The 23,116-nt window shown below is 68.4% G+C and carries 19 protein-coding genes; 7 read left to right on the top strand and 12 right to left on the bottom strand.

Going from position 1 to position 23,116, the window contains the following annotated elements:
- Nucleotides 1-3: 3 nt before the first annotated feature.
- The 4 genes from AC07PA_RS04795 to argH form a co-directional block, all read right to left on the bottom strand.
- The gene (locus AC07PA_RS04795; RefSeq protein WP_494604526.1) at nucleotides 4-867 is read right to left on the bottom strand and encodes an SGNH/GDSL hydrolase family protein; all 864 of its coding nucleotides are present in this window, start codon (nucleotides 865-867) and stop codon (nucleotides 4-6) included.
- Between the two features lie 147 nt (nucleotides 868-1,014).
- Nucleotides 1,015-2,478 carry a diguanylate cyclase domain-containing protein gene (locus tag AC07PA_RS04790; RefSeq protein WP_494604524.1) on the bottom strand — a complete coding sequence of 488 codons (1,464 nt, stop codon included), beginning with the start codon at nucleotides 2,476-2,478 and terminating at the stop codon, nucleotides 1,015-1,017.
- 31 nt (nucleotides 2,479-2,509) lie between these two features.
- The gene (locus AC07PA_RS04785; protein WP_494604522.1) at nucleotides 2,510-3,496 is read right to left on the bottom strand and encodes a Bug family tripartite tricarboxylate transporter substrate binding protein; all 987 of its coding nucleotides are present in this window, start codon (nucleotides 3,494-3,496) and stop codon (nucleotides 2,510-2,512) included.
- A gap of 124 nt (nucleotides 3,497-3,620) precedes the next feature.
- On the bottom strand, nucleotides 3,621-5,090 hold the full coding sequence (gene argH, locus AC07PA_RS04780; RefSeq protein ID WP_494604520.1) for an argininosuccinate lyase: 1,470 nt from the start codon (nucleotides 5,088-5,090) through the stop codon (nucleotides 3,621-3,623).
- 51 nt (nucleotides 5,091-5,141) lie between these two features.
- Between argH and AC07PA_RS04775 the strand changes: the two genes are divergently transcribed.
- Nucleotides 5,142-6,323 (top strand): sensor histidine kinase, encoded by a 1,182-nt coding sequence (locus tag AC07PA_RS04775; protein ID WP_494604518.1) that lies wholly within the window; start codon nucleotides 5,142-5,144, stop codon nucleotides 6,321-6,323.
- Nucleotides 6,320-7,072 (top strand): LytR/AlgR family response regulator transcription factor, encoded by a 753-nt coding sequence (locus AC07PA_RS04770; protein WP_007854102.1) that lies wholly within the window; start codon nucleotides 6,320-6,322, stop codon nucleotides 7,070-7,072. Before AC07PA_RS04775 ends, AC07PA_RS04770 begins: the two co-directional genes overlap by 4 nt.
- A gap of 14 nt (nucleotides 7,073-7,086) precedes the next feature.
- On the opposite strand, the gene arsC is transcribed toward AC07PA_RS04770, so the two are convergent.
- From arsC to polA, 7 genes are all read right to left on the bottom strand, one after another.
- Nucleotides 7,087-7,470, bottom strand: a complete 384-nt coding sequence (gene arsC / locus AC07PA_RS04765) for an arsenate reductase (glutaredoxin) (RefSeq protein WP_007854100.1) — start codon at nucleotides 7,468-7,470, stop codon at nucleotides 7,087-7,089.
- Nucleotides 7,460-8,296, bottom strand: coding sequence for a ZIP family metal transporter (locus AC07PA_RS04760; RefSeq protein ID WP_494604515.1), 837 nt, complete (start codon nucleotides 8,294-8,296; stop codon nucleotides 7,460-7,462). Before AC07PA_RS04760 ends, arsC begins: the two co-directional genes overlap by 11 nt.
- A 125-nt stretch (nucleotides 8,297-8,421) precedes the next feature.
- Nucleotides 8,422-9,318: a dienelactone hydrolase family protein gene (locus AC07PA_RS04755; RefSeq protein WP_007854096.1), complete on the bottom strand. Its 897-nt coding sequence runs from the start codon at nucleotides 9,316-9,318 to the stop codon at nucleotides 8,422-8,424.
- Nucleotides 9,319-9,479: 161 nt separating this feature from the next.
- Complete coding sequence (locus AC07PA_RS04750; RefSeq protein WP_007854095.1) at nucleotides 9,480-10,241, bottom strand: aspartate/glutamate racemase family protein; 762 nt, start codon at nucleotides 10,239-10,241, stop codon at nucleotides 9,480-9,482.
- Nucleotides 10,242-10,256: 15 nt separating this feature from the next.
- Nucleotides 10,257-11,147, bottom strand: a complete 891-nt coding sequence (locus AC07PA_RS04745; protein ID WP_007854092.1) for an amino acid ABC transporter substrate-binding protein — start codon at nucleotides 11,145-11,147, stop codon at nucleotides 10,257-10,259.
- 149 nt (nucleotides 11,148-11,296) lie between these two features.
- A complete protein-coding gene (locus AC07PA_RS04740) occupies nucleotides 11,297-12,226 on the bottom strand; it encodes a LysR family transcriptional regulator (RefSeq protein ID WP_007854090.1) in 930 nt (309 codons plus the stop codon).
- 201 nt (nucleotides 12,227-12,427) lie between these two features.
- Nucleotides 12,428-15,253: a DNA polymerase I gene (polA, locus tag AC07PA_RS04735; protein WP_494604511.1), complete on the bottom strand. Its 2,826-nt coding sequence runs from the start codon at nucleotides 15,251-15,253 to the stop codon at nucleotides 12,428-12,430.
- 66 nt (nucleotides 15,254-15,319) lie between these two features.
- Here polA and AC07PA_RS04730 point away from each other — a divergent pair, with 66 nt between their 5' ends.
- The 4 genes from AC07PA_RS04730 to AC07PA_RS04715 all read left to right on the top strand — a co-directional run bounded on the left by AC07PA_RS04730 (nucleotide 15,320) and on the right by AC07PA_RS04715 (nucleotide 18,619).
- Complete coding sequence (locus tag AC07PA_RS04730) at nucleotides 15,320-15,679, top strand: hypothetical protein (protein ID WP_007854086.1); 360 nt, start codon at nucleotides 15,320-15,322, stop codon at nucleotides 15,677-15,679.
- A 190-nt stretch (nucleotides 15,680-15,869) separates the two neighbouring features.
- On the top strand, nucleotides 15,870-16,823 hold the full coding sequence (locus AC07PA_RS04725; RefSeq protein ID WP_007854084.1) for a homoserine kinase: 954 nt from the start codon (nucleotides 15,870-15,872) through the stop codon (nucleotides 16,821-16,823).
- A 187-nt stretch (nucleotides 16,824-17,010) separates the two neighbouring features.
- Nucleotides 17,011-17,844 carry a BPSS1780 family membrane protein gene (locus tag AC07PA_RS04720; protein ID WP_494604509.1) on the top strand — a complete coding sequence of 278 codons (834 nt, stop codon included), beginning with the start codon at nucleotides 17,011-17,013 and terminating at the stop codon, nucleotides 17,842-17,844.
- Entirely contained in the window at nucleotides 17,807-18,619 is an 813-nt protein-coding gene (locus AC07PA_RS04715) for a FecR family protein (RefSeq protein ID WP_494604507.1), read from the top strand. Before AC07PA_RS04720 ends, AC07PA_RS04715 begins: the two co-directional genes overlap by 38 nt.
- A 95-nt stretch (nucleotides 18,620-18,714) precedes the next feature.
- On the opposite strand, the gene AC07PA_RS04710 is transcribed toward AC07PA_RS04715, so the two are convergent.
- Entirely contained in the window at nucleotides 18,715-20,745 is a 2,031-nt protein-coding gene (locus AC07PA_RS04710; protein ID WP_494604505.1) for a PhoX family protein, read from the bottom strand.
- Between the two features lie 275 nt (nucleotides 20,746-21,020).
- On the opposite strand from AC07PA_RS04710, the gene AC07PA_RS04705 reads away from it, so the two are divergent.
- Nucleotides 21,021-22,964, top strand: coding sequence for a PhoX family protein (locus AC07PA_RS04705; RefSeq protein WP_494604503.1), 1,944 nt, complete (start codon nucleotides 21,021-21,023; stop codon nucleotides 22,962-22,964).
- Nucleotides 22,965-23,116 lie beyond the last annotated feature (152 nt).

Genomic DNA, 23,116 nt, shown 5'->3' with positions numbered 1-23,116 from the left:
GCATCAACGCCCGGTGCTGACCTGGACGGCGGCAGCCGCGGGAATAGCCACCGGCGCTGCGGTGGGTGTGTCCACGCCCTTCTTCGCTGGCTTGTCTGCGCCGGCCTGCAGGGTGGCCTGGCCGCGCCCCACGTAATCGGCGATCACAGAGCGCCACAGCCGGTAGCCGGCATCGCTCATGTGCAGCCGGTCGGGGCCGAACAGTTCGGCCCGGGGGGCGCCATCCATCCCCAGCATGGGCGTGAAGATGTCGATGTAGTCGCTGTTGGGCAAGGTGCGCACATACTCCGCCAGCAGGGCATTGGCCTCGCGTGCCCTGGGCATCAGCTCGGCGCGCAAGGGGCTGGGCTTGATGGAGATGTAGGCGATGCGCGTATCGGGCAGCTCGGCGCGCACGGCGGCCACGAAGCCCTCGAAGCTTTCGAGCACCTGCTGTGGCGAGCGGCCTTCGGCCAGGTCGTTGTCGCCTGCATAGACGAACACCTGGCGCGGCCGGTACTGCAGCACCAGCTGCTTGACGAAGTACTGGCAGTCGGCCATGGTCGAACCGCCAAAACCGCGGTTGATGAGCACCGGCACGTCGCGAAAATCCTGCGGCAGTTGCGTCCAGAAGCGGATGGTGGAACTGCCCACGAAGAGCACACCATCCTCGGCCGGGGCCTGGGCCTTGTCGGCCGCGGCGAACGCGTCCATGCTGGCCTGCCAGCGCGCATAGTGGGAGGCCGAGGACGACTGCGTCGTCTTGGGGCCGGGCGCAGACCCCGTGCCCCCCACGGGAGCGGGGTGCACCGCGGCCGTGCTCGACACCAGCACCCCCGACAGCGCAAGGCGCCGGGCGAGCCTGGAAAGGCGGGGGAATCGCTTCATGGCATGGTTCCCAGGAAGTGGCACATCGTTGTCAGATGGGGCCATTCTCGGCAATTTCACCCGTGGCCACTGGATGTTTTACAACTTCGGTGGCGGCTTCACGCCAAGCCAGCCACAGGCACTGCAAGCGCCATCCACATGGATGGTTCAGGGCCCCGTGGCGCTGTTCAGCGGCTGGGTTGCAAAGGTATGCAACTCGGCCGAGGCGGCCAGCGTGGCCTTGCCCTTGCCAGTGCGCTTGCTGGCGTACAGCGCTTGGTCGGCCCGGTCGATCAGCGCCGGCAGGGCCTCTGCCGCATCGCCCTGGAACACGGCCACACCGATGCTGACACCGATGCGTGCATGCTCGCCGTTGTCCAGCCCGATGGGTGCCAGCATGTCCTGCAGGACCCGCTGGGCGACCTCCATCGCCGCGTGCGGCGAGGTCACCGCATTCAGCACCAGGGCGAACTCGTCGCCCCCCAGCCGTGCCGCCGTGTCGTTGGCGCGCGCCATCCCCGCCAGGCGCTGGCCGACGCGCAGCAGCACCTGGTCGCCACAGCCGTGGCCCATGCTGTCGTTGATGGCCTTGAAGCCGTCGAGGTCCATCAGCAGCAGCGCACCGGCACGGCGGTCGCGGTGTGCGGCCAGCACAGCCTGGGACAGGCGGTCTTCGAACAGGCGGCGGTTGGGCAGGCCGGTGAGGCGGTCATGGCTGGCCAGCGCCAGCACCTGCTGGTGGGCCCGCACCAGCCAGGCGCTGAGCAGCCCCAGCAGCAGGGCGAACACGTACGACAGCGTCACGACCAGCGCCGGCGCGCTGCCGGCGGCCTTCCAGCCGCCCACGGGCACGGCGCCCAGGATCCAGCTGCCGCCCCCGGGCAGGGGCACGTCGAGCGTGACCGGCTTTTCGTCGAACAGGCCGGCCTGGCCCACGAACACGGCCCCCTGCGCGCCCAGGGCATCGAGGCCGCGCGCGGCCACCTGGAAGCCCATCTGCTCGGTGTTGAGCCCCACATCGGCGAACAGGGTGTCGGCGTTCACGGCCAGCGAGACGATGCCCCAGTAGCGCGGTTCGGCCACGGGGGCCGCGCCGGGCACGCCCGACAGGAACACCGGCGTGCGGCTCACGATGCCCAGCCCGCCCTGCACCAATTGGATGGGGCCGGCCACCACCGTGCGGCGGGTCTGGATGGCGCGCTCCACCGCACCGCGCTGCTGCGGGTTGTCCAGGTAGCGCAGGCCCAGGGCCTTCTCGTTGCCCAGGCGCGGGTAGATGTCGCTGATGACGTTGTCCGGCGCCAGCGCCAGGTTGCGGATGTTGCGCTGGCTCTCCAGCAGGCGCCCGACCACCGAGGCGAAGATCTCGGGCGACATATGGCCCTGCGCGGCCACGAAGGCGGCCACGGTTTCGGGCACCGAAAGCGTGCTCTGCAGCTGGCGGTCCAGGCGGTCGCGGATTTCGAGCAGATGGGTCTGCGCGCGGGCCACGATCTCGGTGCGTGCCTTGGTGTGCGAGATGTCGATCACCAGCCAGGCCAGCAGCATGGCCAGCGCAGCACTGCACAGCCCCACCAGCAAGGGCAGGTAACGGGACTGCTGCCAGTGCGCGGGCAGGCGGGTGGTGGGCATGGCGGAAGCCGGCCTGCGCCGGCAGGGTGGGTTACTGGGCCACGAAGCCCGTGTCCTTGATGATCTTGGTCCAGGCGGCGGTGTAGGCCTTCTCGCGCGTGGCGAACTGCGCGGGCGGCATGTGGCCCACGGTCAGGCCCATGGCCGTGAGGTGGTCGCGCACCTCGGGCATGGCGATGACCTTGGCCACGGCGTTCGAGAAATCGGTGACGAACTTCTGCGGCGTGCCCGCAGGCGCATAGATGCCGTAGTACGGCAGGTCCTCGAAGCCCTTGAGGCCCAGTTCATCGAAGGTCGGCACGTCGGGCATGGCGGCCTGGCGGTTCTTGCCCAGCACGGCCACCACGCGCACCTTGCCGGCCTTGTGGTTCTCGATGAAATCGGGGATGGAGGCCACGCCGGCGCCGATCTGGTTGCCCAGCATGTCGGCCATCATGGGCGCGCTGCCCCGGTAGGGTGCGGACACGAGGTCGATGCCGAACTTGCCGCCCACCAGCTTCACGAGGAACTCGGGGGTGGACGCGGGTGCCGGGATGCCCACGGCCCCCTTGCCGCCGCCCGTGCCCTTGATCCAGGTGACGTATTCGCCGAACGACCTGGCGGGCGTGCCGCCCGAGACAGCGAAGGCATTCACGAAGGTGGCGATACCGACCACGGGGATGAAATCGCGTGCGGGCTCATAGCCCGGGTTCTTCACCACCTGGGGCAGGATGGAGATGGTGTGGTCGTGGGTGAGAAACAACACCGTGCCATCCGCCGGGCCGGCCTTGAGCGTCTGGGCCGCGATCTGCCCGCCCGCACCGGGCTTGTTCTCCACCACCACCGAGGTACCGAGCTCGTCCTTGAGCTTCTCGGCCAGGGTGCGCGCGATCGCGTCGGTGCCGCCGCCGGCCGGAAAGCCCACCAGCAGCCGGATCGGCTTGGGCTGGGCCGATGCCAGGCCTGCAGCCGCAAGGCCCAGGAGCAGCGCACCGGTGCGCAGGGTGTTGATGAGAAGACGGCGGCGGGGCGAGGTCATGCGAAGGCTCCAGCGGATAGGTAATCAGATGCAACAGGCGAGGATCGTAGCCGCACGCTGCTGCGCTGTCATGCGCCGCCGGTGGGCGGCTGCCTCACCATGCAAGAAATACACCCAGCCAGGATTACGCCAGCCGTGCGCGGTGGCGCGCCAACTGGGCGCGCACCTGCGCAGGCGCCGTGCCGCCCAGCGTGTTGCGCGCGTTGAGCGAGCCGCGCAGGCTCAGCGCATCGAACACGTCCTTCTCGATCTGCGGGTGGAAGCCCTGCAGCACGGCCAGCGGCAGTTCGGACAGGTCCACCTGGTGCGAGACGGCGGCCTTCACGGCGTGGGCCACGGTTTCGTGCGCGTCGCGGAAAGGCAGGCCCTTCTTGACCAGGTAGTCGGCCAGGTCGGTGGCGGTGGCATAGCCCTTGAGCGCGGCCTGCTCCATGGCGGGTGCGTTGACGGTGATGCCGCCCTCTTTCTTGCCCGTGGCGGGGTTCAACTGGCCGCCGACCATCTCGGCGAAGATGCGCAGCGTGTCCTTGAGCGTGTCCACGGTGTCGAACAGCGGCTCCTTGTCTTCCTGGTTGTCCTTGTTGTAGGCCAGGGGCTGGCCCTTCATCAGGGTGATCAGGCCCATCAGGTGGCCGACCACGCGGCCGGTCTTGCCGCGCGCCAGTTCCGGCACGTCGGGGTTCTTCTTCTGCGGCATGATGGAGCTGCCGGTCGTGAAGCGGTCGGCGATCTTGATGAAGCCGAAGTTCTGGCTCATCCAGATGATGAGTTCTTCGCTCAGGCGGCTCACGTGCACCATGCACAGGCTGGCGGCGGCGGTGAACTCGATGGCGAAGTCGCGGTCGCTCACGGCGTCCAGGCTGTTCTGGCACACGCCCTCCATACCCAGGGTGCGCGCCACGCGCTCGCGGTCCAGCGGGTAGGTGGTGCCGGCCAGGGCGGCGGCGCCCAGCGGCAGCACGTTGACGCGGCGGCGCACGTCGGCCATGCGCTCGGCATCGCGCGCGAACATCTCCACGTAGGCCAGCATGTGGTGTCCAAAGCTCACGGGCTGCGCCACCTGCAGGTGGGTGAAGCCCGGCAGGATGACCTCCACGTTCTGCTCGGCCACGTCCACCAGCGACACCTGCAGCTCCTTGAGCAGGTCGGCGATCAGGTCGATCTCGCCGCGCAGCCACAGGCGCACGTCGGTGGCCACCTGGTCGTTGCGGCTGCGGCCGGTGTGCAGGCGCTTGCCGGCGTCGCCCACGAGCTGGGTCAGACGCGCCTCGATGTTCAGGTGCACGTCCTCGAGGTCGAGCTTCCACTCGAAGGCGCCGGACTCGATTTCGGCACTGATCTGGGCCATGCCGCGCTGGATCGAGGCATGGTCCTCGGCGCTGATGATGGCCTGGGCGGCCAGCATGTCGGCATGCGCCAGGCTGCCGGCAATGTCGGCCTGCCACAGGCGCTTGTCGAAGAAGACGCTGGAGGTGTAGCGCTTGACCAGGTCGCTCATGGGCTCGGAAAAGAGCGCCGACCAGGCCTGGGCCTTGGTGTCGAGCTGGTTGTGGGAGGGCGCGGACGGCGCGCTATTGGCTTGGCTGTTGGACATGGGAGGGCAATAATCCGGTAGTTCTGACACCCGGAACGCCCGGATGCCGCAATGCAAAACACGCAAATTTTATCGACCCCGCCTCCCGAAGCCGAATCGGACCCACCCAGAGGCCCTTCGCGCAGCGGCCAACCCGCGGCCGGAAGGGCGCTGGTGTTCGACGCCTGCCAGGTCGGCGTGGTGCTGCGGGCCGTGCTGTTCGTCGAGGTCGTGGTGGGCGTGGGCACCCTGTTCGGTGCCCGCGGCCCCAGCGATTGGCTGGCCAACATGGCCCTGGTGACAGGCGGTGCCTTGCCGGCCACCCTGGCCTGGCTGATCACCGCCTGCAGCCTGAAGACCGTGCTGCAGGGCCTGGGCACGGGCCAGCAGTATGCGGCCGGCGTGACGCTCGGGGCGCTGGCGGGCCTCTATGCCTGCGCCATGCTGACCCTGGCCGGCGTGGCCGAGCGCTCGCCCTGGGTGGCCAGCGCCGCCACCGGCGCCCTGCTCGCGGCGCTGCTGGTCGCGGCCCTGGTGCTGCGCGCGCGCGGGCGCACCCCGGCGGCCACAACGGCGCGCCTGACCGAGCTGCAGTCGCGCATCCGCCCACACTTTCTGTTCAATACGCTCAACAGCGCGATCGCCCTGGTGCGCAAGGAGCCCGCCAAGGCCGAATCGCTGCTCGAAGACCTGAGCGACCTGTTCCGCGTGGCGCTCGTCGAGCAGGGCGAAGTGACCTCCCTGGGCGAGGAAATCACCCTGGCCCGCCGTTACCTCGGTATCGAGGAGGTGCGTTTCGGCAAGCGCCTGCAGGTGCAGTGGAGCCTGGACCCGCGCACCGACAGCGCCCGGCTGCCACCCCTGCTGCTGCAGCCGCTGGTGGAAAACGCCGTCAAGCATGGCGTGGAGCCGAGCCCGCGCGGCGGCAAGCTCAAGGTGATGACCGAACTGCGCGGCAGCCGCGTGGTGGTGCGCATCACCAACACCCTGCCCGCGAGCGACATCCGCTACCACGACGTGCCGCGCGGCCATGGCATCGCCCTGGCCAACGTGCGCGCGCGCCTGGCGCTGCTGCACGATGTGCAGGGCGAATTCACGGCCGGCGTGCTCGACGGCCTCTACCAGGTGCGCATCACCCTGCCCGTGCAGGACCGGCCGGCCCGCGTGTCCGGCCGCCCGCGCCGCCATGGCCGGCCCGCCGCACCAGCCCCGTCGCCACCTCCCTCCGCCCCTACCCGCAATGCCGCGCCATGAACATCCTGATCGTTGACGACGAAGCCCTGGCCCGCAGCCGCCTGCGCACCCTGCTGGGCGACTGCGCCGAGACCCTGCACACCACCGTGTCCGAGGCCGGCAACGCCGGCGAAGCCATGGCCCTGCTGGGGCCCACCGGGGGCAGCGCCTTCGACCTGGTGCTGCTCGATATCCACATGCCCGGCCAGGACGGCCTGGGCCTGGCGCACGCGCTGCAGGCCCTGGCGCGCCCGCCGGCCGTGGTCTTCGTGACGGCCCATGCCGACCACGCGGTGAATGCCTTCGAGCTCGACGCCGTGGACTACCTCACCAAGCCCGTGCGGCGCGAGCGCCTGCAGCAGGCACTGGCCAAGGTGCAGCGCACCACCCGCCCGGCCCACAGCACGGCCGCGGCCCCTTCGGCCGCCGACGGCGAGGCGCTGGTGATCCAGGACCGGGGCCGCACCGAGCGGCTGCCGCTGGCCGAGGTGCTGTATTTCAAGGCCGAGCAGAAGTACGTGACGGTGCGCACCGCCACCCGCAGCTACATCATGGACGGGGCCCTGAGCGAGCTGGAGGCGCGCTACCCCACGCGCTTCCTGCGCATCCACCGCAATGCGCTGGTGGCCCGGCGCGCCGTGCGCGCGCTCGAAAAGCACTACGACCCCGAGGAAGGCGACGGCTGGGCCGTGCGCCTGCAGGGCATGACGGAGCTGCTCACGGTCTCGCGCCGGCAGGTGGCCGCCGTGCGCGAGGAACTGGCACGCTAGCCAGCCCGAGCGACTCAAGGCTGCGCAGGCAACAGCTCCAGCACCGTCTCGGCCGGCCGGCACAGCCCCGCGCCCAGGGGCGTGGTGACGATGGGCCGGTTCATGAGGATGGGGTGGGCCACCATGGCGTCGATGAGTTGGTCGTCTGTCACCCCGGGTTCGCCCAGCTTCAGTTCGGCAAACACCGCTTCCTTGCTGCGCACCACGTCGATGGCCGGCACACCCATGGCCGCGATCAGCGCCTGCAGCGCGGCCCGGTTCAGCGGGGTCTTGAGGTACTCGATGACCTCGGGTTGCACCCCGCGCTCCTGCAGCAGGGCCAGCGTGTTGCGCGAGGTGCCGCAGCGGGGGTTGTGGTAGATCGTGACCATGTGCTTTTGCGTGCCTTCAATGCGCATGGGCCGCGCCGCTGACCAAGGTGACGATCACCATGCCGGCGATCAGCCAGGCGATCTGGGCCACGGTCTCGCGCGCAGACAGGCGCTTTTGCAGTTGCGGAATCAGGTCGGCCAGGGCCACGTAGATGAAACTGCTCGACGCCACGGCCAGGAAGTACGGCAGCAGGTCCTGCAACTGCCCCACGAGGAAGTAGCCGACGATGCCGCCCAGGGCGGTGACGGCGCCCGCCAACGACACCTTGACCAGCGCCATGCGCCGGTTGGGGCTGGTCTGGCGCAGCACCACCAGGTCGCCCATGTGGTGCGGCACCTCGTGCGCGAGCACCGAGACGGCCGCGATCATGCCCAGCCGGATGTCGGCCATGAAGGCCGAGGCGATCAGGATACCGTCACCAAAACAGTGCACGCTGTCACCGGTGAGCACGGCCCAGCCGCCGGCACGAGGGGCACCGTGGTGGTGGTGGTGGCCATGCCCGTGGGCATGCTCGGCATGGTCGTGCGCGCCGTGGCCCTGCTCGGCAGGCGCCGCATGGCTGTGCTCATGGCCGTGGTGCCAGAGCTCGGCCTTGTCGAGCAGGAAGAAGAACACCACGCCGATCAGCAGCGTGGCGAACAGGTCGTGCGCACCGGCCTGGCTCTCGAAGGCCTCGGGCAGCAGGTGCATGAAGGCCGTGGCCAGCAGCGCGCCGGCCGCCAGGCTCAGCAGGTGCTGGGGCCCCACGCTGTCGCTGCGGCCCCCGAGCCCCAGGCGCATCAGCAGTGCGGCCAGCCACACGCTGCCGATGCCGGCAGCCAGGGTGGCCAAGATGATTGCTATCAAGGTCATAGCTATATGTGCGCGTCCATTGAGCGAAAGGTATTGTTTTTATGTCAATCGGGTGGCACCGCGGGGTCAAAAAAAGCCGCCCCTTGAATGCAGGGGCGGCTGATTGTAGGAGAGCAGCCGGTCGGTCAGACGACGCCGTTCGCCTTGAACCAGGCCAGCGCACGCTTCCAGCCATCGTCGGCCGCTTCCTTGCGATAGCTGGGGCGGTAGTCGGCGTGGAAGGCATGCGGCGCATCGGGGTACACCACGAATTCCGAAGCCTTGGCGGCGGCGGAGCCACCGGCCAGGGCAGCTTTCATCTTATCAACCGTGTCAAGGGGGATGCCGGTGTCTTTTTCACCGTACAGGCCGAGCACCGGCGCCTTGAGGATGGGGGCGATGTCCACCGGGTGCTTGGGCGTGAGCTCGCTGGGCTGGCCCACGAGGCGGCCGTACCAGGCCACACCGGCCTTGACCGGGCCGTGCGCGGCGTATAGCCAGGTGATGCGGCCACCCCAGCAAAAGCCGGTGATGCCCACGCGCGCGCCATCGCCGCCGTTGGCGGTGGCCCAGGCCACGGCGCCGTCGAGGTCGGCCATCACCTGTGCATCGGGCACCTTGGAGACGATTTCGGCCATGAGCTTGGCGGCCTCGGTGTACTTGGAGGCATCGCCCTGGCGCGCATAGAGCTGCGGGGCGATGGCCAGGTAGCCGGCCTTGGCGAAGCGGCGGCAGGTGTCAGCGATGTACTCGTGCACGCCAAAGATTTCCTGGATCACCAGCACCACGGGCAGGCCGGTCTTGCCGGCGGGCGCGGCGCGGTAGGCGGGCACCTTGAATCCGCCCACGGTGAAGCTGACCTCGCCGGCCGTCAGTCCGTCGGCCGGGGTGGCGATGGCTGTCTGCGCCATCAGCGGCGTGGCCGCGGCTGCATAGCCCAGGCCCAGGGCGGTCTGCAGGGCCAGGCGGCGCGTGGCGCCGGCTTCGGTGGCACGGCCGGGCACCAGGGCCTCGGTATCCAGTCGGTGGTCGTCGCTCAGCATCGTTGATCTCCAGAGAGGGTGAATGAACAGAACAAGGCAGCGCGCAGTCTAGGCGGTTTGCGCGGCGGCTGCCACCGCCCGGCCAAACACATGCCGCAGTGGACGGCCTTTTCCCCTCGCGGACCCACCTCTCCCTGGAAGCCCGGAGCGCGGGCCGGCGCTCAGGCGCCCGCGTCCAGGTAGGCCTGCCGCGCCAGCGCCGCCGCCAGCACGGCCGAGGGGTTGACCAGCGCCAGGCCGGGCAGCGCCGGGCCCTCCTCCAGCGCCAGCGGTATCTCCGTGCAACCCATGACCAGGGTGGTGATGCCGTGGCGCTGCTGCAGCGCCCGCGCCACCGCCCTGAAGCGCTCGCGCGCCAGCGCATAGTCGCCGGCCTTCACCCCGTCGTAGATACCTTGCATGAGCTGCTCGCGCCCGGCCACGCCGGGCAGGCAGCAGGCAATGCCCGCACGCTCGAGCTCGCCCTGGTACAGCCCGGCATCGTAGGCGCCGCGCGTGGCCAACAGGCCCACGCTGCGCACCTGGCGCGCCGCCAGGCCGGCCACCACCTCCTGCACCCCGTGCAGCACCACCAGTTGCGGAAAGCGCTGCTGCAGAAGGCCATGCCAGGCATGGGCCGTGTTGCAGGCGATGGCCACCGCGCGGGCGCCCAGCGCGGCCAGGCGGCCCGTGGCCTGCAGCATGGGTTCGGCAGGCTGGTGCGCGCCCAGTCGGGTGTCGCCCAGCGCGGCCGTGCGGTCGGGAATGGGCACCTGCGCCAGCCAGTGCTCGGGATAGGCCTGGTCGTGCACGGGAATGCCCAGTTGCGCCATGCGTTCGCCGCAGGCCTGCACGAACAGGCGCGCGAAGTCCGCGCCCGCCGCCGGCCCCATGCCGCCCAGGATGCCCACCGTCTGCGTGGCGGGGCGATGGCTTGCCAACATGCTCGGTGGCTCCCTTCAGATGGCGGGCTTGTCGCTCTGGGCGGCGAGGTTGTCGCGCAGCTCCTTGCCCATGGGCAGCTTGAGGTTCTGACCGCGCGGCGCGATGGGCGACATGAACCACTTGGCATACAGCTTCTCGAACTCGCCGGACTTCATCATGCCGCCGATGACGCCGTTGACCAGGGCCTGGAACTGCGGGTCGTCCTTGCGCAGCATGCAGGCATAGGGCTCGACCTGCAGCGCCTCGCCCACCACATCCCACTCGGCCGGATTGCGCGCATTGGCCATCAGGCCGTAGAGCAGGATGTCGTCCATGGCGAAGGCCTCGGCCCGGCCGGTGTCCACCAGCAGCAGCGAATCCTCATGGTCCTTGCCCATCAGGATCTCCATGTCGAGCTTGTTGTCGCGGTCGTACTTGCGCACCACCTGGGCATTGGTGGTGCCGGAGGTGGTGGAGATCTTGCGCTTAGCCAGATCGCCGAAGCCCTTGATGCCCGAGCTCCTCTTGGTCAAGAGGCGCGTGCCGGTGTAGAAGTAGTTGGTGGCGAACTGCACGTCCTTGCCGCGCACCGTGTTGTTGGTGGTCGAGCCGCACTCCAGATCCACCGTGCCGTTCTGCACCAGGGGAATGCGGTTGAGCGAGGTCACGGGCTGCAGCTCGACCTTGATGGCCGGGTTGTTCAGGCGCTTCTTCACGGCCTCGGCCACGGCGTTCGAGATGTCCACCGCAAAGCCCACGGGCTGGCCGGTGCCTGCCAGGTAGCTGAAGGGCACGGACGATTCGCGGTAGGCCAGCGTGATCTTGCCGGTGTCGGCGATCTTCTTGAGGGTGTCGGCCTGGGCAGCACAGCAGGCAAGCAGGCAGGCGGCCAGCAGGGTGGCACGGGCGGCGGCGGTCGTTGGCATGGGGTTCCCTTTGCGACGAAGAAAAGAAATGAAAAGGCGTAGGTGCACTGTAGAAATTCAGCGCCGCTTTGAACAATTCATTTCTCCGGGTAGGCCATGCCGGAAAGTTATGGGGGCCCCGCCCGCCCCCCGCCGACCAGAACCTGTGCTCAGGGCCTGGGGCTGGGCAAGCCCTTGCTGGCCATGGTCTCGGCCACGGCCAGGCGCATGCAGGCGGCCATGGCACTGGCCAGCAGCGAGGCCGGCCGGTTGACGGTGCGCAGCGACTGGATGGGCACGGGGATGTGCGGCGCCAGGGCCAGCACGTCGACCTGGCTGCGGTCGGCCGAGGCCGCCGTGCAGGCGTCGACCAATGCCACTGCATGGCCGTGCTGTGCCAGGGCCAGCGCCGCGTGGTAGGTCTGCACCGTGATCGCCGTGCGCAGGCCCACGCCGGCCTCGCGGCAGGCATGGCCCATCACGGTGCCGATGGGGTCGCGCACGTCCAGGCGCACCACCGGCGTGTCCGCCAGGTCCGTGAGGTGCACGCTGCCCGCCTGCACCAGCGCCGGGCCCAGCATGCCCTTGGGTGCCACGCAGACCATGTAGCCATCGGCGATGTGCTCCTGGCTCAGCGAGGGGTGGGCGATGGAGCTGAACACGAAGCCCACGTCGGCCTCCTGCAGCACCAGGGCCGAGACGATCTGCGGCGAGTGCAGCGCATCGATGGTCACGTCCACGTCCGGGTGCAGCGCACGGAAGCTGCGCAGCGCGCGCGGCAGCACCTCGTAGCTCAGTGCCAGCACGGTCAGGATGTGCAGAGCGCCCTCGCGCCGGTCGCCCTTGAGGCTGGCCGCCAGGCGTTGCACGTCGTCGAGCTGGGCGAACAGGCGTTCGATGTGCGGGTACAGCGTCTGCGCCTCGGTGGTCGGCACCAGCCGCCCCTTGAGCCGGTGGAACAGCGCAAAGCCGAGCTGCAGCTCTGCATGCGCCAGGATGCGGCTCACCGCGGGCTGGGTGACGTTGATGAGCCGCGCGGCAGCGCTCACGCTGCCGGTGAGCATCACCGCGTTGAAGACTTCGATGTGGCGCAGGCGCATGCTTTTCTACCTTGCAATGAACGCGCCAGACATGCAAGCGCCTCTCGCAGGTCACAAGGCCTGCGGCCGAGAATACTGGCGCTGCCTGAGCCAGGACCGCCGCGCAAGGGCCGCCCCGCCGCGCTGGCGGTGTCCCCCTTCCCGAATGGCGCAGCCATTCGAGAGAAGGGGGAAGGCGCGAAGCGACTCAGGGGGTTGTCCTTAGTGGGCTTTGTCCCAGTTGGGGCCTACGCCGACCTCGGCCAGCAGAGGCACCTTGAGTGCCGCCACCTCGGCCATCAGGCGCGGGATGTGGCTGCGCACCCAGTCCACCTCGCCCTCGGGCAGCTCGAACACCAGTTCGTCGTGCACCTGCATGATCATCTTCACCTGCGGCTTGTGCGCGTCGAGTTCCTTCTGCACCGCCACCATGGCCATCTTGATCAGGTCGGCCGCCGTGCCCTGCATCGGCGCGTTGATGGCCGCGCGCTCGGCGCCGCTGCGGCGTGGACCGTTGGGCGAGTTGATCTCGGGCAGGTACAGGCGCCGGCCGAACACCGTCTCCACATAGCCCATGGACTTGGCGGCGGCCTTGGTCTCGTCCATGTACTGCTTGACACCGGGGTAGCGCTGGAAGTACTTGTCGATGTAGGCGGCCGCGGCCTTGGTCTCGATACCCAGGTTCTTGGCCAGGCCGAAGCTGCTCATGCCGTAGATCAGGCCGAAGTTGATGACCTTGGCATAGCGGCGCTGCTCGCTGGTGACCTGGTCCACCTCCACGCCGAACACTTCGGCCGCGGTGGCACGGTGCACATCCAGGCCCGCATGGAAGGCGTGCAGCAGCGAGTGGTCGCCGCTGATGTGGGCCATGATGCGCAGCTCGATCTGCGAGTAGTCGGCGCTGGCGATCACGCTGCCCGCCGGTGCCACGAAGGCCTCGCGCACGCGCCGGCCTTCGGGCGTGCGAATGGGAATGTTCTGCAGGTTGGGGTCGTTGCTCGACAGCCGCCCGGTGACGGCCACGGCCTGCGCATAGTGGGTGTGCACCCGGCCCGTGCGCGGCAGCGCCAGCTGGGCCAGCTTGTCGGTGTAGGTGCCCTTGAGCTTGACCAGGCCACGGTGCTCCAGCAGCTTGGCGGGCAGCGGGTAGTCCTCGGCGAGTTTCTCCAACACCTCTTCGTCGGTGCTGCGCGCGCCGGTGGCGGTCTTCTTGACCACGGGCATCCCGAGCTTGTCGAAGAAGATCTCGCCGAGCTGCTTGGGGCTGCTCAGGTTGAATGGCTGGCCCGCGATCTCGTAGGCCTCGGTCTCCAGCTGCACGATGCGCTGGCCCAGCTCGTGGCTCTGGTTGGCCAGCGTGGGGGCATCGATCAGCACGCCGTTGCGCTCGATGCGGTACAGGGCCTCGCTGCTGGCCATCTCCAGTTCGTAGATGGCACGCAGCTTCTCATTGGCTTCGAGCAGGGGCCACAGGGCCTTGTGCACGTCCAGGGTCTGGTCGGAATCCTCGCACGAGTACTCGGCGGCCTTGGCCACGTCGACCTGGGCGAAGGGGATCTGGTGCGCGCCCTTGCCGCACAGGTCTTCGTAGCTGATGCCGCTGCGCCCCAGGTGGCGGTCGGCCAGGCTGGCCAGGCCATGGGGCTTGTGCACTTCGAGCACGTAGCTTTGCAGCATGGTGTCGTGTGCGTAGCCCTGCACCTCGATGCCGTGGTTGGCGAACACATGGCGGTCGTACTTGATGTGCTGGCCCAGCTTCAGGTGGCGTGGGTCCTGCAGCCAGTGCTTGAGGCGCGCCAGCACCTCGTCGAAGGGCAGTTGCACGGGCGCGTCGGGCCCCTCGTGGCGCAGCGGGACGTAGGCGGCCGCGCCCGGCTCCACGCTGAAGCTGATGCCCACGATCTCGGCGCGCATCTCGTCGAGCGAGGTGGTCTCGGTGTCCAGCGCCGTCAGTGGCGCCACATGCAGCGTGGCGAGCCAGCGGTCGAACTGATCCCAGGTCAGGATGGTCTCGTAGCGCTCGTTGCGGGCCGGCTTTTCCACAGCGGCCGGAGTGCCGTCTACACCCCCCTCGGCCGGCTCGGCGAACAGGTCGGCGGTGTCGGTATCGCCACCGGCTTTCTTGCGGGCAGCGGGCGTGGGCTCGACAGCAGGCTCGGCGGCAGGCCCCCCGAGGGCCCGCGCCAGGCCCTTGAAACCGTACTTTTCATAGAACCCGCGCAATCCATCCACCTGCTGCTCGCCGATCACGATGGCGTCGAGCGCGGGCAGGCCCACGATGTGCTCGACCAGGTCGCAGTCGGTGCGGATGGTCACCAGCTTGCGGCCCGTGGGCAGCCAGTCGAGCGTGTTGCGCAGGTTCTCGCCGGCCACGCCCTTGATCTCGTGGGCGCGCGCCACCAATTCGGCCAGCGAACCGTATTCCATGAGCCACTTGGCAGCCGTCTTGGGGCCCACCTTGGGCACGCCGGGCACGTTGTCCACGGTATCGCCCACCAGGGTCTGGTAGTCCACCATCAGGTGCGGGGGCACGCCGAACTCGGCCGTCACGCCGGCCACGTCGCGGCGCTTGCCGTTCATGGTGTCGATGATGGTGATGTGCTCGTCCACCAGCTGCGACAGGTCCTTGTCGCCACTGGAGACCACGACGTCGACGCCCTGGCTGGCCGCGGTCACGGCCAGGGTGCCGATCACGTCGTCGGCCTCCACGCCCGGAATGGCCAGCACCGTCCAGCCGAGCATGCGCACCACCTCGTGGATGGGATCGATCTGCGCGCGCAGGTCATCGGGCATGGGCGCGCGCTGCGCCTTGTACTCGGGGTAGATCTCGTCGCGGAAGGTCGGTCCGCTGGCGTCGAAGATGCAGGCCGCATAGTCGGCATGCACTTCCTTGCGCAGGGCCTGCATCATGTTGATCATGCCGCGGATGGCGCCCGTGGCCGCGCTCGTGGGATCGCCCGGCACGGCCCGCAGGTCGGGCATGGCGTGGTAGGCGCGGTACAGATAGCTGGAGCCGTCCACCAGCACCAGGGTCTTTTTATTGCTCATGGGGAGCCATTGTGCACGGCCAAAGCCCCTGCGGCACCCGTGCGCGGGGCGCTCTACAATCGGGCCATGCGCGCTGTTCACCTCTCCCTGCTGCTGGCCCTGGCCGGCGGCCCCGTACTGGCCCAGACCCCTGGCCAGAATGCCCCCGTGGGCGCCCCCCGGCAAGGCGAGGCGCTCACCACGCCCGAATCCCTGTCCGGGCGCACCAACCAGCGCACCGAACGCATCCAGATCGAGGACGCGGGCAGCCGCGTCGACGAACTGCGCGTGGGCGGCCAGACGCAGAGCATCAACGTGCAGCCCAAGACCGGCAACATGCCCAGCTACGAAGTGCAGTCGCCCGATGGCGCGCGCGGCCGCACCGGTGCCTTGAACGGTGCCGAGACCAACACCGCCCCCCGGGTCTGGAACGTCCTGAAGTTCTGATACGGATTTGCCTTCAACCGTCTAACGTCGTTGGTTCGCCTTGCCGTGCTACAGCACTGTCTGCGGCTCCCGCCTAGTTATACGATCGAAGGCAAATCCGTATATTCCCCCGGGCAGGCGGCCGCTGCGCCACCGGCGCACGGAAATTCCCTGCCCTGCCCGTCCCTGACCCGCATTCCCAAGCTGAGCGATGGCCGTTTTCACTGAAGTCTCCAATGAAGAGGCGCGCGCACTGCTGCGCCGCCTGAACCTCGGCGAGCTGGTCGCACTGCGCGGCATCGAAGGCGGGATCGAGAACACCAACTATTTCCTGACCAGCGACCAGGGCGAGTTCGTGCTGACGCTGTTCGAGCGCCTCACGGCCGAGCAGTTGCCGTTCTACCTGCACCTGATGAAGCACCTGGCGCATGGCGGCGTGCCCGTGCCCGACCCGCGTGGCGACGGCAACGGCGACATTCTGCACAGCGTGTGCGGCAAGCCGGCCGCCGTGGTGAGCAAGCTGCGCGGCAAGAGCCAACTGGCCCCCGGCCCGGTGCACTGCGCCGCCGTGGGCACCATGCTGGCGCGCATGCACCTGGCGGGCCGCGGTTACGACCGCCACCAGCCCAACCTGCGCGGCCTGGCCTGGTGGAACGAGACGGTACCCGTGGTGCTGCCGCACCTCGATGCCAGCCAGGCAGCGCTGCTGCGCTCGGAACTGGCCTACCAGAACCACGTGGCGGCCTCCTCGGCCTACACCGCCCTGCCCACCGGGCCGGTGCATGCCGACCTGTTCCGCGACAACGTGATGTTCGACGGCGAGGAGCTCACCGGCTTCTTCGACTTCTACTTTGCCGGCGTCGACACCTGGCTGTTCGACCTGGCCGTGTGCCTGAACGACTGGTGCATCGACCTGCCCACGGGCGCCCACGACCCTGAGCGCGCGCGGCGCATGCTCGATGCCTACCAGGCGGTACGCCCGCTCACGGCAGCCGAGCGCGAACTGCTGCCGGCCCTGCTGCGCGCCGGCGCCCTGCGCTTCTGGATCTCGCGGCTGTGGGATTTTTACCTGCCGCGCGAGGCCTCCATGCTCAAACCGCACGACCCGACCCACTTCGAGCGCGTGCTGCGCGGGCGCATTGCGCAGCCCGTGCATGCCGGCTGAGCACCCTTCGCCCCCCAAAAACCGGCCTGAACCGGCATTCCGCGAGGAATGTCACGCCCTGGAGGACTTTCGCAAGCCCCCATGCGGCCCCGGCCATGGTGGGCTGGGGTAAATTCGGCACTGTCTCCCCCACCCATCCGCCAGGCCCGAACACACGGGCCGTTGTCCCGAGCAGCCCTCTGTCCCCATGAAACTCAACATCGTCCCCGCCCGCACCGGCATGACCTGGGTACAGCTCGGCGTCCGGTCGTTCTGGCGCCAACCCATGGCGCTGGCGGCGTTGTTCTTCATGACCATGGCCGCCATGTCGCTGGCCAGCTTGGTGCCCCTGGTTGGCCCGGCCATCGCGCTGGCCCTGCTGCCTTCGGCCACGCTGGCCATGATGGTGGCGGCGGCCGAGACCACGATGGGGCGCTTTCCCACCCCCGCCGTGCTGCTGGTGGCGTTTCGCACCGGCCAGCAGCGCCTGCGCGACATGCTGGTGCTGGGCGCCCTGTACGCCGTGGGCTTTCTCTCCATCATGGGGCTGTCGGCGCTGATCGACGGCGGCCTGTTCGCCAGCGTCTACCTGGGCGGCACGCCGCTCAAGCGCGAAGTGGCCGAGAACGGCGCGTTCCAGGCCGCCATGTGGCTGTCGATGCTGCTGTACCTGCCGCTGTCGCTGACCTTCTGGCATGCGCCGGGGCTGGTGCACTGGCACGGTGTCCCTCCCGTGAAGGCCCTGTTCTTCAGCCTGGTGGCCTGCGTGCGCAACTTTGGCGCCTTCCTCGTCTTCGGCCTGGGCTGGATGGGCGTGTTCCTGATGGCCGGCGTGGTCGTGGCCCTCGCCTCCGGCCTCATGGTCGCGCTGGGGCTGGGTACGGCCGCGAGCGGCATCATGGTCGGCACGGCCATGATGCTGGCGGCGATGTTCTTCACCTCCATCGTGTTCACTTTCCGCGATTGCTTCGAACCGCCTGCCAAACCCTCATCGGAGGAATCCCATGACGAACAGCCAGCACCAGCTCCAGGGCCGCACTGAGGACGAAATCGTCTGGTACCAAAGGCGCAGCCTGTTGCAGGCGGCCGCAGCCTGGACGGCGGCCGGCGGATTCACGGCGGCGCACGCGCAGCAGGGCCGCAACGTGGTGGAGGCGCGTGGCGACGTGCGCCGCAACGGCCAGGCCCTGGCCGCGGGCGAAGCCATCGCGCCCGGTGACCGGATCGAGACCGGGCCGGGCTCCACCGTGGTCTTCACTGTCGGCAAGGACGCCTTCATGGTGCGCCAGAACACGCGCATGTCGCTCGAAGGCGATACCCCCACCGCAGTGAAGGTGCTGCGCCTGCTGACGGGCGCGGTGGCCAGCGTCTGGGGGCGCGGCAGCGAGCGCCAGGTGGTCATGCCCACGGCCACGGCCGGCATCCGCGGCACGGGGGTGTATGCCGAGGTGTTTCCCGAGCAGGACTTTCGCAGCTACTTCTGCAACTGCTACGGCACGGTGGACATTGTGGCCGGCGGCGAATCCGTCGTCAGCCAGGCGTCCTACCACCAGGCCTTCTGGGCCGAGGTGGCACCGCGCAGCGGCCGCATGCTGACACCGGCCGGCGCCATCAACCACACGGACGAGGAACTCGAGTTCCTGGCCAAGCTTGTGGACCAGCGCACGGCCTGGCAGATCGCCGGGCGCAAGGGCAGCAAGGATGGCAGCGGGCAGATCACCTACCCTGCAGCCCCTGGCGGCAGCGGCGGTTCCGCACCGGCCTCCGGGCCCACGTCGCGCGCACGGCCACCGTCGCCGTACGGCTCCGACTACTGAAGCACCCCGGCCTGCCGCCAGGCAGGCGCGCAAGAAAAAAGGCTGTCACGCTTGCGCGTGACAGCCTGCAAGGGCTTACTGCAAAAAGCGCCCCGTCACACCCCGATGGGGCCGCCGTCTGCCTTCTGGATGACCACGGTGGAGGAGCGGGGGCGCACGGTTCCCGTGGCAGCCGTCGTGGCATCGCTGGTGCCGTAGGCCGGCCAGTTCACCGGGTGCTGGATGTTCAGGAAGATGGTCCTGTAGTCCGGCGTGAACGCGAAGCCGGTGATTTCGGCTTCGTTGGGGCCGACGAAGAAACGGCGCAGGTCGCCCTGGTTCTGGGCGTTGATGACCGGGCCCGTGCCCTTGCTGTCGGTGGTCATGGCGCCGGGGATCACGGCCAGCATCTGGTCGTTGGTGGCGCGGGCCACGGCGTTGTTGCGACCGCCATCGATGCCGTTGTCGGTCTGGATCCACATGATGCCGCGGTCGTCGAAGGCCAGGCCGTCGGGGCTGGCCAGCTGGTTCAGCGTGGTCAAACCCGAGCGGTTGGTGTCGGCCGCAGCGCCGGCTTCGGAGCCGAACACGAAGATCTCCCACTTGAAGGTGTTCGCATTGGGCGTGTCGTGCCAGCGCACGATGTGGCCGTTGGCGTTGTTCAGGCGCGGGTTGGCAGCGTTGGTGCCGGTGGTGGCATTGCGGCTGGTGTTGTTGGTCAGCGTCACGTACACATCGCCGTTGGAGGGGTGCACGGCCGTCCACTCGGGGCGGTCCATGGGCGTGGCGCCCACGAAGTCGGCCGCGGCGCGGGTGTTGATCAGGATCTCGTCGATCGTCTTGTACTTGTCGCCCAGGCGCGTGCCGTCCTTGCCTACGGCGGCCAGCGTCAGCGGCAGCCAGGTGCCCGAGCCGTCTTCGTTGAAGCGCGCGACGTACAGCGTGCCCTTGTCCAGGTACTTGGTGCCCACGGCCAGGCGGTCGGTGCGGCGTGCATCGGCCGGGTCCCAGTTGGCATCGGACACGAAACGGTAGATGTACTCGAAGCGCGAGTCATCGCCGCTGTAGAACGCCAGCGGCTTGCCCGACTCGGGCTTGCCATAGGCCGCGCCTTCGTGCGCGAAGCGGCCCATGGCCGTGCGCTTGGTGGCCACGCTGTCGGGGTTGTAGGGGTCGATCTCGACCAGGTAGCCGAAGCCGTTGACCTCATTGCGCCAGTCGTTCAGTGCGCTGGTGCCGCTGGGGGTGACGTTGAAGCGCGCGAACTCGCCCTGCACTTCGGTGGTATCCCCAGCAGCGGTTTCCCACTTGTAGCGGCCGGCAGCCGTGGGCACGCCCACGCGCGCCTGGTGCGCGGGCAGGCCCGATGCATTGGTGTTGACGAAGCAGGCCGCCCAGTTTTCCTCGGCGGTGATGTAGGTGCCCCAGGGCGTGGTGCCGTTGCCGCAGTTGTTGTTGGTGCCGCGCACCGTGGTGCCCGTGGGCGAGTACGGGGTCTTGACCCAGTCCGTGCCGCCGACCGGTCCGTTGATGGCCATCGGCGTGGCCGAGGTGAAGCGGCGGTTGTAGCGCGAATTCTTGACGATGGCCCAGGCATTGCCCGTCTTGCGGATGTGCATCACCGCCACGCCGTGGGCGTTGACTTCCTTGCGCACTTCCTCGGCGGGGCGTTTGTTGTTCACCGTGGTCGGGCCGGCGGGGTGCAGGGCCTTCTCGTCGATGTACTCGTGGTTGACCACCAGCAGGCCTTCGCTGGAGCTGCCGTCGAGCGGGAAGTAGTGCATGCCGTCGTGGTGCATGCCGGTGGAGTTGAGCAGGTCCTTGGAGGTGTTCTTGCCGTCGCGGTCCCACTCGGCAGCGCTGTCGTTGAGCGGCGTGCCCCAGGCGCCCAGCACCTGGGCCACATAGCCTGGAGGCACCACGCAGGCGTCGGTCATGGAGTTGGCCAGCGAGCTGAAGCCCAGCTTCAGCGGCTCGTCGTCGCTGCCGCCGCAGGCGGAAAGGCTGGTGCCGGTCAGCAGGGCCAGCGCCGCGCTCAGGCCACCGCGCGTGACAGTGCGGCGTGACAGCTGGACTTCCAAGATGGCGCTGAAGGGGGTGTTGCCAGCGTCGTTGCGAACGACCTTGTCAGAAATAGTTTTGCTCATGAGAGCCGCACTCCTCGTGGTATTGGTTGGTCATGGGAAGTGGGCAGTCTAGGAAGCGCATATGACCGATCCGTGACGCAAGAGCACTCGGCGCGCAGGGCGATTCAGCGGGCTGTCGGCCGGCCGCCACGGCACCGTCAAATGGTTGTCACACAGTGTGCTTAGCATCCGGCACCAAGAGAGCGGTCCGGTTGCCTGGCCCTGCCTGCGGGGTGCAAGGGCGCCGGGCCGCTCTCCATAAAAACCCATATAACAAACCACGGAAGCTGCACTCCATGACCTCTGCGTCCATCCCTTCGCGCCGCCAGGCCCTCCAATTCCTGGCCGGCATACCCCTGCTTCCCCTGACCACCGGTGGCGCTGCCGCAGCGCTGCTGACCGCCTGCGGCGGCGGCGACGACGCTAGCTATGTGTCCACCGCCTTCACCTCGATGGCCGCGCCCACGCTGGCCAACCCGGCGGCCATGGCCACCAACACCGTGGGCTCGACCATGCAGGTCACGCTGAGCGACAACTCGGTGAAGAGCTATGCGCTGGCCTACCAGCCCTTCTTCATCACCGGCGACTCGGTGGCCAATGTCAAGGGCGGCCAGATCCTCGCCGGCAGCTACTACGACATCAACAACCAGCCCATCATCGACACCTCGGTGGCCGGCAAGGAGCGCCAGTTCTTCTCCGACGCCCCGGACGGCACCTCGCTGCTGACCGTGCCCAATGCCAAGGTCGATGGCGTCAAGGGCAACCACGTCTTCGCCGTGGTGCAGTTCGAATACACCACCTGGGCCCAGGACGGCAAGACCGACATGTACGGCAAGCTGCCCTCGCCCATCGCCGTGCTCACGCTGGACCAGGACCCGAACACCGGCAAGCTCGCCCTGGTGAAGTACCACAACGTGGACACCTCCAAGGTGCACGGCCTGTGGATCACCTGCGGTGCCAGCCTCTCGCCCTGGGGCACCCACCTGTCGAGCGAAGAGTACGAACCCGATGCCTTCACCATCGCCAGCAACACCCAGTTCCAGGCCTACAGCAAGTACCTGTACGGCGACGCGAGCCGTGCCAACCCCTACCACTACGGCCACATGCCCGAAGTGACGGTGAACGCCGACGGCACGGCCAGCATCAAGAAGCATTTCTGCATGGGCCGCATCTCGCACGAGCTGGTGCAGGTCATGCCCGACCAGCGCACGGCCTTGATGGGTGACGACGCCACCAACAGCGCCTACTTCGTGTTCGTGGCCGACAAGGAAAAAGACCTGTCCTCGGGCACGCTGTACGCCGCCAAGGTCGGCGCCGGCTTCACCGTCGATGCCAAGGCCACCGCCGGCGCGCCGCTGACCTGGATCAAGCTCGGCTCGGCCAACAGCGCCGAGATCGAGGCCCTGGCCAACACGCTCAAGCCCACCGACATCATGACCGTGGCCACCACCAACCCGAACGACGCCAGCTACACCCGCATCGTCGCCAACGGCAAGGAAGAGTGGATCAAGCTCAAGCCCGGCATGGAAAAGGCCGCCGCCTTCCTGGAAACCCACCGCTACGCCGCCTTCGTGGGCGCCAGCATGGGTTTCACCAAGATGGAAGGCACCACCGTCAACGCCAAGGACAAGATCGCCTACTCGGCGCTGCAGAACGTGCAGACCTCGATGGTGGCCGGCAATGCGCTGAACGTGGCGGGCAACGGCGTGTCCGTGCCCAAGGCGATCAACGCCGGCGCCGTGATGGCCCTGAACCTGCGCGGCGGCCAGAAGGACACGGCCGGTGCCAACATCAACAGCGAGTGGATGCCCGTGGACACCAAGGCCCTGCTGGTCGGCGAGGACATCAGCGCCGACGCCCTGGGCAACACCGCCAACCCGAACACCATCGGCAACCCCGACAACCTCAAGTTCTCGGAAAAGATGCGCACCCTGTTCATCGGCGAGGACAGCGGCCAGCACGTGAACAACTTCCTGTGGGCCTACAACGTGGACACCAAGCAGCTGTCGCGCCTGATGTCCATCCCCGCCGGCGGCGAATCCACCGGTCTGCATGCCGTGGACGAGATCAACGGCTGGACCTACATCATGAGCAACTTCCAGCACGCCGGTGACTGGGGCGCCATCCACAACGTGGTCAAGCCCACGCTGGATCCGCTGATCATCGCCAACTACAAGAACAAGGCCGGCGCCGCGGTGGGCTACCTCACCGCAACGCCGAGCCAGCCACGCCTGGGCTGATCGACGAAGGTTCGCCACAAGCCATGGGATGCCGCGCCTGGCGCGGCGGGACGGGGCCCTGCAGCGATGCAGGGCCCCGCTCCTTTTCGGGGGGTGCAAGCCGCACCTGCAGGCCAGGGAAATCCCCTTCCCGCACCAATGCAAATAAAACC

This window comes from Acidovorax sp. GW821-FHT09B03 (assembly GCF_059418305.1).
This window is presented reverse-complemented; position numbering and strand designations above follow the sequence as displayed.

Excerpts from the sequence above, each read along its gene's own strand:
- AC07PA_RS04795 (WP_494604526.1), bottom strand. The coding sequence starts at position 867 with ATGAAGCGATTCCCCCGCCTTTCCAGGCTCGCCCGGCGCCTTGCGCTG.
- AC07PA_RS04790 (WP_494604524.1), bottom strand. The coding sequence starts at position 2,478 with ATGCCCACCACCCGCCTGCCCGCGCACTGGCAGCAGTCCCGTTACCTG.
- AC07PA_RS04785 (WP_494604522.1), bottom strand. The coding sequence starts at position 3,496 with ATGACCTCGCCCCGCCGCCGTCTTCTCATCAACACCCTGCGCACCGGT.
- argH (WP_494604520.1), bottom strand. The coding sequence starts at position 5,090 with ATGTCCAACAGCCAAGCCAATAGCGCGCCGTCCGCGCCCTCCCACAAC.
- AC07PA_RS04775 (WP_494604518.1), top strand. The coding sequence starts at position 5,142 with ATGCAAAACACGCAAATTTTATCGACCCCGCCTCCCGAAGCCGAATCG.
- AC07PA_RS04770 (WP_007854102.1), top strand. The coding sequence starts at position 6,320 with ATGAACATCCTGATCGTTGACGACGAAGCCCTGGCCCGCAGCCGCCTG.
- arsC (WP_007854100.1), bottom strand. The coding sequence starts at position 7,470 with ATGCGCATTGAAGGCACGCAAAAGCACATGGTCACGATCTACCACAAC.
- AC07PA_RS04760 (WP_494604515.1), bottom strand. The coding sequence starts at position 8,296 with ATGACCTTGATAGCAATCATCTTGGCCACCCTGGCTGCCGGCATCGGC.
- AC07PA_RS04755 (WP_007854096.1), bottom strand. The coding sequence starts at position 9,318 with ATGCTGAGCGACGACCACCGACTGGATACCGAGGCCCTGGTGCCCGGC.
- AC07PA_RS04750 (WP_007854095.1), bottom strand. The coding sequence starts at position 10,241 with ATGTTGGCAAGCCATCGCCCCGCCACGCAGACGGTGGGCATCCTGGGC.
- AC07PA_RS04745 (WP_007854092.1), bottom strand. The coding sequence starts at position 11,147 with ATGCCAACGACCGCCGCCGCCCGTGCCACCCTGCTGGCCGCCTGCCTG.
- AC07PA_RS04740 (WP_007854090.1), bottom strand. The coding sequence starts at position 12,226 with ATGCGCCTGCGCCACATCGAAGTCTTCAACGCGGTGATGCTCACCGGC.
- polA (WP_494604511.1), bottom strand. The coding sequence starts at position 15,253 with ATGAGCAATAAAAAGACCCTGGTGCTGGTGGACGGCTCCAGCTATCTG.
- AC07PA_RS04730 (WP_007854086.1), top strand. The coding sequence starts at position 15,320 with ATGCGCGCTGTTCACCTCTCCCTGCTGCTGGCCCTGGCCGGCGGCCCC.
- AC07PA_RS04725 (WP_007854084.1), top strand. The coding sequence starts at position 15,870 with ATGGCCGTTTTCACTGAAGTCTCCAATGAAGAGGCGCGCGCACTGCTG.
- AC07PA_RS04720 (WP_494604509.1), top strand. The coding sequence starts at position 17,011 with ATGAAACTCAACATCGTCCCCGCCCGCACCGGCATGACCTGGGTACAG.
- AC07PA_RS04715 (WP_494604507.1), top strand. The coding sequence starts at position 17,807 with ATGACGAACAGCCAGCACCAGCTCCAGGGCCGCACTGAGGACGAAATC.
- AC07PA_RS04710 (WP_494604505.1), bottom strand. The coding sequence starts at position 20,745 with ATGAGCAAAACTATTTCTGACAAGGTCGTTCGCAACGACGCTGGCAAC.
- AC07PA_RS04705 (WP_494604503.1), top strand. The coding sequence starts at position 21,021 with ATGACCTCTGCGTCCATCCCTTCGCGCCGCCAGGCCCTCCAATTCCTG.